This is a genomic window from Desulfoluna sp. (assembly GCF_030145185.1).
Lineage (GTDB): Bacteria > Desulfobacterota > Desulfobacteria > Desulfobacterales > Desulfolunaceae > Desulfoluna.
Genome location: NZ_JAQYWB010000113.1, coordinates 1 through 11646, shown reverse-complemented (window position 1 = coordinate 11646; position 11646 = coordinate 1). Strand labels below are relative to the sequence as shown.

General features: G+C 46.5%; 9 protein-coding genes. 8 read left to right on the top strand and 1 reads right to left on the bottom strand.

The window, feature by feature from the left end:
- Positions 1–185 precede the first annotated feature (185 nt).
- From Q1Q75_RS21490 to Q1Q75_RS21455, 8 genes are all read left to right on the top strand, one after another.
- Positions 186–1166, top strand: coding sequence for an HNH endonuclease (locus Q1Q75_RS21490; RefSeq protein ID WP_300675072.1), 981 nt, complete (start codon positions 186–188; stop codon positions 1164–1166).
- A gap of 26 nt (positions 1167–1192) precedes the next feature.
- Positions 1193–1618 carry an HIT family protein gene (locus Q1Q75_RS21485; protein WP_300675070.1) on the top strand — a complete coding sequence of 142 codons (426 nt, stop codon included), beginning with the start codon at positions 1193–1195 and terminating at the stop codon, positions 1616–1618.
- Between the two features lie 300 nt (positions 1619–1918).
- The gene (locus Q1Q75_RS21480) at positions 1919–3469 is read left to right on the top strand and encodes a DNA cytosine methyltransferase (RefSeq protein WP_300675068.1); all 1551 of its coding nucleotides are present in this window, start codon (positions 1919–1921) and stop codon (positions 3467–3469) included.
- Positions 3462–3881, top strand: coding sequence for a very short patch repair endonuclease (gene vsr / locus Q1Q75_RS21475; RefSeq protein ID WP_300675067.1), 420 nt, complete (start codon positions 3462–3464; stop codon positions 3879–3881). Before Q1Q75_RS21480 ends, vsr begins: the two co-directional genes overlap by 8 nt.
- 1 nt (position 3882) lies before the next feature.
- Positions 3883–5361: an ATP-binding protein gene (locus Q1Q75_RS21470; protein WP_300675065.1), complete on the top strand. Its 1479-nt coding sequence runs from the start codon at positions 3883–3885 to the stop codon at positions 5359–5361.
- Entirely contained in the window at positions 5354–8056 is a 2703-nt protein-coding gene (locus Q1Q75_RS21465; protein WP_300675064.1) for a Z1 domain-containing protein, read from the top strand. Before Q1Q75_RS21470 ends, Q1Q75_RS21465 begins: the two co-directional genes overlap by 8 nt.
- Positions 8043–9014 (top strand): PD-(D/E)XK motif protein, encoded by a 972-nt coding sequence (locus Q1Q75_RS21460; RefSeq protein WP_300675062.1) that lies wholly within the window; start codon positions 8043–8045, stop codon positions 9012–9014. Before Q1Q75_RS21465 ends, Q1Q75_RS21460 begins: the two co-directional genes overlap by 14 nt.
- A 1-nt stretch (position 9015) precedes the next feature.
- Positions 9016–11091: an AIPR family protein gene (locus Q1Q75_RS21455; protein ID WP_300675060.1), complete on the top strand. Its 2076-nt coding sequence runs from the start codon at positions 9016–9018 to the stop codon at positions 11089–11091.
- Between the two features lie 327 nt (positions 11092–11418).
- On the opposite strand, the gene Q1Q75_RS21450 is transcribed toward Q1Q75_RS21455, so the two are convergent.
- Positions 11419–11646 (bottom strand): hypothetical protein (locus Q1Q75_RS21450; protein ID WP_300675058.1); only part of this gene is annotated, 228 nt, incomplete at its 5' end.

Genomic DNA, 11646 nt, shown 5'->3' with positions numbered 1-11646 from the left:
AATGACGGCATCCGCTTTGTTCGGAGGAATGGGACACCGCATAACTACACAGGTTTTACGGGCTACCGCATGAAGGTGGTTCACTTGAGCGGCCCTGGCGAACAAGAAACTATTGTTGTGTTTCGTTCGGCGGATAAACGATGAGATAAGTAGGTACGGTTGGGTTTCAGGGGATCGTAAATCGAATGGCGCTTGAATCATATTTGCAGATGTTCGCACGTCTCATACGCGCACCTAATAAGATTTTCTCCGAAAAGACAAAGCGTAAAGCCCCGCACAAGCCGCTGCTCTTGCTGGCGGTAATCGATCTTGTCCGCCAGGGGACGATCTCTTCGCCGGTGATCGATGTAACCGGTGACCTGGTTGATCTCAACGACCTCTTCAACAGCTACTGGCGCCGAGTAGCACCGCTTGGGCACAGCAGCAGCATTGCCTTCCCGTTTTCACGGCTCAATGGCGAACCATTCTGGACGCTTCTCTCCAGCGACGGCCATGAGGTCGACGCCCGCCGCCTGAACATCACCAGTGTTACCCAATTGCGGAAGCACGGCTGTGCGGCCCGTATCGATGTCGAATTGTTCGCTTTGATGGGGGTTGATGCCGGGGCGCAGGCGCTGCGCCAGGTGTTGCTCGAAGCGCATTTTTCCCCTGAAGCTCAGCAGGCCCTGGCCGAGCAGATCGCAATCAATGATGAGGCCTTCAGTTACAGCCGCGATCTGTACGAAAAGGCGCATCAGCCCCTGGTGGCAGAGACGGTTGAGGCGGCTCAGTACAAAACGGTCGCCAGGGATCAGGGGTTTCGCCGGGTTGTCGTCACTACCTACAATCACCGCTGTGCCCTGTGCGGTCTGCGCATCGTAACTCCCGAAGGGCATACCGCGGTCGATGCCGCGCATATCGTTCCCTGGAGCAAAAGCCAGAATGACGACATACGTAACGGCATGGCCCTGTGCAAACTCTGCCATTGGGCGTTTGACGAAGGGATGCTCGGGGTGTCGCAGGAGTTCAGGGTGATCACCTCACGGCAGATCGGCACCGATCCGAACGTGCCGGGCGTTTTGCAGACCCTCTCGGGGCGAAATATCCTTTCCCCGGCTGAGCGCGAGCTTTGGCCTGCGCAGGAGTATCTTGCGGAGCACCGCAGGGAGTTCCGGTTGAGGGGATGATCTGTTTAGAAGGATGATGCAGAGCGATGGAAATTCGAAGTGAAGAGCTGGAGAGATACGGCGAGCCTCGCAGGCAAGAAGGCTGTCCCTTCTGTGACGCAGGCTTTGCCGCCAGGGCGATTGACCAAGAGGGCGGCATGCTGGTGGTGGAGGATATCTACCCGGTCACCGCAGGGCATCTGTTGATTGTGCCCGTGGAGCATTTCACAGATTTCTTCGAAATCCCAGAAGACCTTCGGCGGGTTGCCGATCAATTACTGTTCAAGCACCGCAGTCGCATCCTTGCAGAAGATCCGAGTGTCACCGGATTCAATGTCGGGATGAACTGCGGCGAGTCCGCAGGACAGACGGTAATGCATTCGCATATTCACCTGATCCCCAGGCGGGATGGGGATACGTCCCGGCCGCGCGGTGGGGTGCGGGGGTGTGTTCCGGGGAGGATGGGTTATTAGGCCGGAGATTGAAGGGTAGGGAAGCCCATGGCTCTTAGGGCCGGCTGGACACGTCAGCGGTTGGTGGTGGCATTCAAGCTCTACTGCCAACTTCCGTTCGGGGCCTTGGGTCCGATTCAACATCTAACGCCCCCTGTTCTCGTTGTACCCCTGCTTTGTGTGATAGTGGAAAAGCTAAGAAAATTCCCTTTAGGGCGGACGATTCGGGGGGTATAATGATTTCAGTTTGCTTCATTCGACAAATCAGGAAGTTTAGTAAAAGGCAGTTATCCGTAGAGGAATATAAGGGTGTAGTTTTATATGGCAGTACCAATTATTGATTTATTTGCCGGCCCGGGTGGACTTGGCGAGGGCTTCAGCCAAGTCGGATGGCGTGAGGGCAATCCCTTCTTCCGTATCGGTCTTTCAGTTGAAAAAGAATCTTTTGCTCACCGTACGCTTAGGCTCAGGAGCTTTGTTCGGCAGTTTCCCTATGAGAAAATTCCAGCAGAATATTTTCAGTTCTTGAGGGAAGGGAAGGCGCCGGAAGAACTTTTTTCTCTGAACAAGTTTTCAGAACAGGCTAAGAAGGCTGAAGATGAAGCATGGAATGCGACACTCCGAAATGATGATGATTTCAATGCAGAACTAGACTCTCGAATTCATGCAACTCTCAAAGATAGACAAAACTGGGTGCTGATTGGTGGTCCTCCATGCCAAGCCTACTCAATGGCCGGTCGTTCCAGAAATAAAAGTAAAAAAGACTACTGTCCGGAAAAAGATGATCGCCACTTTCTGTATCAGGAGTATCTGCGGATTATCGGTGTACACAGCCCGGCGGTTTTTGTGATGGAGAACGTAAAAGGGCTGCTTTCTTCCAAGGTCAATGGCAATGCCGTTTTTAAACAAATACTGCAAGACCTCCGAAGCCCTGCAAACGGACATGGTTGCAGGTATCGAATTTTTTCACTGACCAGTGCGCCTGACTCATACGAAGATCCTGAATTCGCTGACAAAGATTTTATCATTGAGTCTGAACTTTATGGCATCCCCCAAAACAGGCACCGGGTTGTTCTGCTTGGCATCAGGGAAGACATTTGTCAACAAGGGATTAAGCCATCTGTTTTGCGTAAGGAGAAAAAAGTCAGTCTTTATAAGATACTTACTCTTCCGGAATTACGTAGTGGAATTTCCAGAGGCAAATATGATGAGCATGACTGGATGAAGGCGGTTAAAAGATTTCCAGTAAACAAGCTGAGCCATGAAATAGAACGTCTTTCGGATCGATGGACGATGAATAATATCTGGGATGCTTTAAGGGATTTAAGAGTACCACCAAGTGATATGGGTGGGAATTTTGTGAAGAAGTCACCGTCCCCAATAAAAGATGACCACCTGAAAGCTTGGTATGAAGATCAACGTATTCAAGGGGTTTTCAACCATTCAGCAAGAACACACATGGAGTCGGATCTTCACCGTTACCTATACGCATCCAGCTTTGCCAAGGCAAAGGGAAGATCTCCCAAAATGGAAGAGTTCCCTGAACTTCTGAAACCAGCACACAAAAACAGAGACTCCGGTGATTTTAATGACCGGTTCAGAGTTCAGGTGACGGGAAAACCTGCGACTACAGTGACCTGCCATATCTCAAAGGATGGTCATTATTTTATTCACCCGGATCCGTCGCAATGTCGAAGCCTGACAGTCAGAGAAGCAGCAAGAATTCAGACTTTCCCAGATAATTACTTTTTCTGCGGCAACAGGACAGAGCAGTATATACAGGTTGGGAATGCGGTGCCGCCTTTACTGGCTAATAAGATTGCATCGATTGTAAAAACAATACTGACAGAGGCTTTTGGAGACTGTGGTTGACCGAATCACCAAAGAACATCGGAGCTGGAATATGTCGAGAATCCGTTCGAAGGATACCTCGCCCGAAAAGCGGGTTCGGTCTTTTCTTCACCGAGCGGGTTTTCGTTTCAGGCTTCACGTAAAAAATCTTCCGGGCAGTCCGGATATAGTGCTTCCAAAGCATCGGACTGCCATTTTTGTACATGGTTGCTACTGGCACAGACACTCCGGGTGCAAATTCGCTTATACACCCAAAACTCGAGTGGATTTCTGGCAGGATAAGTTCGAGCAGAATGTAGTGCGCGACAAAAAGAAAGAAGCACTCCTTCTTGAGGCGGGCTGGGCTGTTTTGACGGTCTGGGAATGTGAGACCAGGGAAGATGAGAAGCTGACGCAAGTTTTACACTCATTGATTGATAAACAGGGGGAATAGCATGAAAGAAGTACAGCTACCGCCACGAGCTGCAGCTCTTTCAGAATCAATGCGGGATCTCGGATATTCGTTGGAAGCGGCAGTTGCTGACATCATTGACAACAGTATTTCGGCAGGTGCCTCTAAGGTAGATATTTTTTCTGATGTGCTGAGATCCGGAGCCTGCTTGGCGATAGTTGATAATGGTGTCGGGATGAATGATGCAGAGTTGGTTGAAGCTATGCGTCACGGTTCTCGTAACCCCCGGGAAAAACGGTCTGCCGATGATCTGGGGCGTTTTGGTCTGGGGTTGAAAACGGCCTCTTTTTCTCAATGCACCAAGCTGACGGTCGTCAGTAGTAAAGGAAAGAAGAGGTCTGCCGCCGTTTGGGACCTGCAGCTGGTTTCAGATCGTGATGACTGGATAATTTGTGTTCTTGATGAAGATGAAATAGCCTCACTCCCTAATATTGATAAGCTTCATGGAGATGGAACGCTGGTCTTATGGGAGAACCTTGACAGGTTATGTGAAGGGGATGCGGATGTTGTCAACGAAAAGCTGGTAAATGAAAAGATCCGAGAAGTCGCCAAGCATCTCTCGTTGGTTTTTCATCGCTATTTGAACGGTGAAATCAGAGGGAAAAAACTCAGCATTCTGATTAATTACCATGAACTAAAAGCGTTTGATCCTTTCTGTACATCCAATAAAGCGACAGAACTCCTTCGGCAGGAGGTCATAAGAATCAATGGGGATGAAGTCGTAATCCAGCCGTACATTCTTCCGCATCATAGTAAGCTATCTGCAAAAGAAAAAGATTTTTACAACAGCAGGAGTGATTTTCTAAACAATCAAGGTGTTTATGTATACAGAAACGGAAGGCTCATGGCGTGGGGGGACTGGTTCCGGTTGGTTCCCAAGGGGGAGGCAACTAAACTTGCCAGAGTCAGAATTGATTTTAATAACAGCATGGATGAGTGTTGGACAATTGACATAAAGAAATCCAGGGCGTACCCGCCTCACCCAGTGCGCCAACAGATCAAAAAAATTATCGGCAAAATCACAGCCAGCAGTACCAGGGTTATCAAGGGCAAGGGGAAAAGGCTCTACGATAGTGTTCCAAAACCCGTCTGGATCAGGATAGCAGGACAGGGCTTGATAGAATATGCTCTGGACCGGAAGCACCCTGTCATCAACGCAGTATGTGCTGCACTTGAAGACAGTGAAGTAAAAAAAATGGAAGAGGTACTATCTATTATTGAATCGTCGATTCCGATAGAAACTATTTACGCTGATTATACCGTAAGTCCTCAAGAGTTTGAGAATAGTAAAGATGTTGATACTGATGAAATTTTAGGACGGCTGGAGGATCTCTGGGAAATACTTTCTGTTACTCAGGATGGGGGAGAATCTACCTTCAGGGATGTTGTTCGATCAGTACGACCGTTCAGTGATTATCCAGAAATCGTTGACGCTTTCATTGGGGGGAAGTTAAATGCTTAAAGCTGATTTTGAGGTTATTGCTCTATTGACCTGCAAAAACCTACCAGGAGAACTCGATCGGGCTCTTATCGATGTGACGGTTCGCAGGCTGGCATCACCGCATAATTTTGAGGACCATATCATTGAAGAGGTGATCAAGCAGGTTGAGACCCGGCTTGTTACAACTATGGCTGAGGGAGTCTCTCTCGTTGATATACAGGACGATCATGATGAGGATTGGGTCAACGATAAGGAAGGCCTGTCATGGTCATACTGGAATGAGTACAAAGAACAGCTGCTTATTGAAGGGTGGGGAGATAAGGTTCTTCACTCTCTAGGAGAAGTGACGGACAGGATACTTGGGCTTCTTAATGATCCGCATACCCCTGGTGAATGGGATCGGAGAGGGTTGGTCGTCGGTCATGTTCAGTCCGGTAAAACGGCAAACTATATCGGCTTGATATCTAAAGCCGCTGATGCCGGTTATCGGTTCATTATTGTAATTGCAGGGATACATAATAACCTGAGGAAGCAGACTCAAAAACGTGTTGATGAAGGTTTTGTTGGCCTCACTGGGGATGGTGAAAAGATTAACCGTACAGGAGTAGGCAAACGTAATAAGGCTAGAAAAGGTCCGGTTCCACTGACAAATACAACCAGTGATTTCAATAAAAAAGTTGCTGCGTCACATTCTGCAGATCTTGAGCTTTATGAAAGTGCAGGACGACCTGCAATTCTGGTCATTAAAAAGAATGTGACAACTCTGAAGCGGGTTTATGAATGGCTTCGAGACTTGAATACAGAGCAGGATACACAGATTTCAAAAATTCCGATGCTGTTGATTGACGATGAGGCTGACAATGCTTCGATAAACACGAATAAACCAGATCTTGATCCGACTAAAACTAACGCTTGGATAAGGCAGCTTCTGAACCTTTTTAAAAAAAGTTGCTATGTAGGTTATACGGCAACGCCATTCGCAAATATTTTTATAAATCCAAAAGACGAAAATGAAATGCTGGGAGATGAATTGTTCCCACGTGATTTTATTTACTGTCTGGATGCCCCAAGCAATTACTTCGGTGCAGATAAGGTTTTTATTGAGGACGATATCAGTTCTGGTGTTCTGAGGACTATCTCAGATGCAGAGGATTATATTCCTCTGTCACACAAAAGGTTTGATGAAATTCCTGATTTGCCTCCATCTGCAGTGAGAGCTCTTCAGACGTTTGTCCTTGCAAAAGCAATCAGGGTTTTGCGGGGGCACGAGAGCAAACACTGCTCCATGATGCTGAATGTCTCAAGGTTTGTAGATACGCAAAGGCAGATTCGTGAACATGTATCGCACTATCTCAGCGAAGTCCATGATGCGATTTTGAGTAACTATAAAAAGCCAGTTTCTGAAGCTCTTCGCAGCAGTATGATAGCTCAGCTGAAGAATGTTTTCGATGCGGAATATGCTGATTGCCCGGAAACATGGGAACAGGTACAGAACAGTCTTTATTGTGCTTCCGAGGGGATGAAGACCTATCTGGTCAATAGTAAGTCTGATGAATCTCTGGATTATGGAAAGTATGAGGACGCAGGTGATGCTCTTACGGCAGTAGCGATTGGCGGTCTCAGTTTGTCGCGGGGGCTGACGCTGGAAGGTCTGACTGTAAGCTACATGTACAGAAATACAAAAATGTATGACACCCTTATGCAGATGGGAAGATGGTTCGGTTACAGGCCCGGCTATGATGATTTGTGCCGCATTTATCTGTCTGAGGATTCACAAGGATGGTACGCACATATTGCTGAGGCTTCAGAAGACCTCAGGCAGCAGATCAAACAAATGCGAAGGGACGGTTTCAGCCCTAGGGATTTTGGATTGTATGTAAGGTCTCATCCTGATGCACTGCTTGTTACCGCTTTGAACAAAATGCGCCATGCCCAGAAAATGATATTTAAAGTGAGTTTTGACGGAGTGCAGAGAGAAACGTATGTCCTGCCAGCTTCTGAAACTATCCGCAGGGATAATCTTGCTGAGATGTCTTCACTGTTCTTGCGGTTGAATAACGATTTTAATGGTCAGAGAATAGACGAGAGGGGTGGTGTCGTCTGGCGTAGAGTCCCTCTGGAACTAGTACTTGAGTTTATGGAGAAATTTCGCTTTCACAGAGAGCTTCAGGGATATAAAGATGCGTTATTAAGCTACACCAGAGAGGTTTCTGACCGGCACCCCTGTTGGGATATTGCTTTTATTTCACTTGTCGGTAGCTCTCCAGCACATGACATTCTGCCAATGGCGGCGCAACGTCGCCAGGTAGGTAGAATTGACAGCCAGATCAAGAAACCAAGCGAAGAAGAGGGGTGGTATGTCGGTAACAAGCAAAAGGTTGCTGGAACGGGGGTAGAGAGCATCGGTTTGAATGAGGGCGAATTGGCGCGTGCTCAGGAGATTGCAAGGGAGAATGGCCGCCCCAATAAGCCTACAGACAGGGACTACAGACATAAAACTGTCAGAGGTCGACCATTGCTTATGCTGCACTTGCTTGAGCTTTTCAATAAGATCGAAGGGGATATTGATGTAAAGGCTGCCTTGATGCCTGCAGTAGGATTCAGTTTTCCTGCGTTCGGGGATACCAGATCTGTCGAATGTGTTGTTAATAAAGTCTGGCTTGAAAGGGACATGGTCGATTCACCAGATGAGGAGGATGATTATGACATCGACTGATTATTCTCCTTGGAGTGGGATCGACTGCCCTGTTACTGGTTTCAAAATGGTGAGAATAGATTCTGCACAACCTCACGATTTTTTCTGGGGAAAAAATACAGCAGGTGATTTTCTGCTGATGCTTGAGATTGATAAAGATCTGACCTGCTTTCTGGAAGATAAGACTGTTGAATTGAGGGGGGTAAAGTCAGACCTTACTTACCATTCCGCGACTTCTGAGTACTTTTTTATTCTATGTCTTCAGAATAAAGAAGATGCAGATATCTTCTATCGCCTTTGTATGGATCTTGTAGATCGCACAAGAGATCTCAGCCAGCTTAAGGTTGCCCTGGAAATCATCCACAGGAGGCTTAAAAGATGGAAAACTTTCCTCAGCGGTAAAAAGAAGCCGCTGTTATCTGCTCAGGAGGTAAGAGGGCTTTTTGCGGAGCTGGAATTCTTAAATGAAGGGCTGAAGGTTGCCACTTCGCAGCTGACATTTCTGGAGGGGTGGCTGGGGCCATTGGATGGCCCACATGATTTTGTTCTGGGGGACTATGCAGTCGAAATCAAGTCTGTTTCAGGCTCGCAGAAAGACAATGTTCGCATATCATCCGAGAATCAACTGGCTACTCACCTTAAGCGGCTATTCCTGAAAGTATTTTTTCTCGCAGAGTTTCAGGATTGTAAAAAGGGAGAGTCGCTGAATCAGATTGTTGACAGGGTCAGGACGAAGCTACTTGATTCTGATCTAATAGACATCTTTGAAACCAGGCTTTATTCATCGGGCTATATTGACCTGAAGGATTATGATTCGCCCTGCTTTATGGTAAGCCAAAAAAAGGCGTTTGAGGTCAGAGATGACTTCCCACGGATTACACCGGATTGTTTGCAGGACGGTCTTGTGAATGTTTCTTACGACTTAAATCTGAATAGCCTGAAAAAATATGTATGTGAAGTTCCAATAATGGAGGGGTGATATGGATAATTTCACGCTGGAAGATTTCTACCATGATTTGCGGCAGAATGCCTTTGCTGGTTCCGAAGCTCGTCAGGATTTTCTCGAGGCTGAATTTCTCCTGAGCCTTACAGGTGAGTTGGAAGGGGCTGGGGTCATTGATGGATTTGAGCCCTGTCATTACAAGGCTCCTCGCGGGATGAGGGTTGATGGATACTGGTTCAAGGAGGAAGAGTCTGCTCTTGATCTATTTGTGCTGGATTTTGAGAACAGGGACTCTCTGAAAACCCTGACACAAACTGACCTGAAGAGTATATTTAAGAGACTGGAAAATTTTCTGACTATTAGTATTGATAAAAATCTTTACCTTGACCTTGAAGAAACTTCTCCCGGATATGGTCTCTCCAAGGATATCTCAGACCGGCAGAATAACTATTCCAAAGTAAATCTTTACCTCCTTACAGAACGAAACCTCAGTGAGCGCATAAAAGTTCTTGATGAGATTCAGTTTCATCACTGGACACTTTCCTATCATGTCTGGGATATGTCACGGTTTTTCAAGCTGCAGACATCCAAGGGGGCAAAAGAAGACCTCGTTGTTGATTTCTCAGAGCTTTGCGATGGGGGGCTGCAGTGCTTGCCTGCTCATCTCAATAGTGCTGATTATGAGTCGTACCTCCTTGTGATGCCTGGTGATATTCTTGCTGGTCTGTATGGTAAATACGGGGCTAGGCTGTTGGAACAGAATGTTCGATGTTTCTTGCAGGCAAGGGGGAATGTAAATAAAGGAATGCGTGCAACGATTATGAACGACCCTGAGATGTTTTTTGCTTATAACAATGGGATTACGGCTACGGCCAAGGAAGTTGTAACGGAATTAACTCCTCGAGGGATTTTTGTTAAACAGATAAGAGACCTGCAGATTGTTAATGGTGGGCAAACTACAGCATCGCTTTTTCACACCAATAAAAAGGACAGGGCTGGGTTGGGACAGGTCTTTGTGCAGATGAAACTATCTGTGGTAGATGAAGAAAAAAGTGAAGAGGTTGTCCCGAAAATTTCGGAATACGCGAATACTCAGAACAAAGTTAACGCTGCCGATTTTTTCTCAAATCATCCTTTCCATATCCGGATGGAAGAGTTTTCAAGGAGGCTCTGGGCCCGACCTGTCCCAGGAGCTTTGAGTGAATCGAAATGGTTTTATGAACGAGCAAGAGGGCAGTATGCGGATGCTCAGACTAAATTGACTCAAGCCGGTCGGAAGAAATTTCAGGTTGAATATCCCAAGCAAAGAATGTTTACCAAGACAGATCTTGCTAAATTCGAAAATGTTTGGGATGAACACCCGAAATGGGTAAATCATGGTGCACAGAAGAACTTCGCTAAGTATGCAGAGCGTATTGGCAAAGAGTGGGAAAAAGCCCCTGATTCCTTCAATGAGTTTTATTATAAGCGAGCTATTGCGAGAGCAATACTTTTCAGGCGGACTGAAAAGATCATCTCTGGTCAATCATGGTATCAGGGTGGTTATCGAGCAAATATCGTTGCATATTCCCTCGCGATGATTTCTGAACTTTGCAAGGCAAAAAAAGTTACTTTTGATTTTATGCAGATCTGGAAAGATCAAGAACTCACACCCGCCATTATCGGTGCTGTAGCACAAGTTGGCAAGCTGGTTTCTGATGAGATTTCAGAACCTCCTACGGGGATATCAAATGTTTCAGAATGGTGTAAGAAAGATGCCTGTTGGACGCGCTTGAAAGATAAAGTCTCAGCATTAGACGAACTGTTGCCGAAACAGTTTATGTCAGAATTGATTTCATCTAGTAGCATTAGTGAAGAGGTTAAAGAAGCTAAAAAAACTCAAAAAGTCGATAACGGTATAAAGGCGCAGGTACTTGTACTTGAAATATCAAATGAGAAATGGAAGTTTGTCCTTGAAAAAGGTAGTGATAAAGGTGTCTTCAGCCCAATGGAGATCGATATTTTGACTCAAGCAACAAAAATACCAAACAAAATTCCATCTGAAAAGCAATCAATAATATTGCTAGAAACTTTAAAGAAAGCTGAAATAGAAGGTATCGTTGTCCCTCAATAATTGAAATTGGGAAGGCCCTATAGAGGGGGCTTGGGGGCCATTCTATAATTCCCCTGTCAAGCAAAGACGACTTCTTTTTTTAGGAGTGATCGAGGGGTCAGGTCTTGCCTCGCCATTTTTTCGAGGTAGACGTAACTGAAATTCAAGGGGGAGGGGGGCCATGGCTCGGCCGCTACGTATCGAATATCCCGGTGCTGTTTACCACGTCACATCCCGCGGAAACGCTCGCAGCACAATCTTCGACGATGATGGGGGAAATCTGAGGGGACGTAGTCAAATTGTTGACTAGAGAATTCTAATTTTGGGAAGTTCGGGGGACGTTCTTTTCTATGTTTCTACCTGACGAACAAAAAAATAAAAAACATCCAATTTTCGATCAGTTACAATCTTTAGAAAAATAGAAAAGAGCGTCCCCCCTGACCCTGGAAGCCGCCGCAGCCGAACAACACCATGATCATCAGCACCGCCAATAATCCGCATCGTCAACATCCTCCTTTGTGAGTTCCTCTTTGAACCATAGCTAGTTTTCGTCCGGAGTATCCGGTTGACAACTCG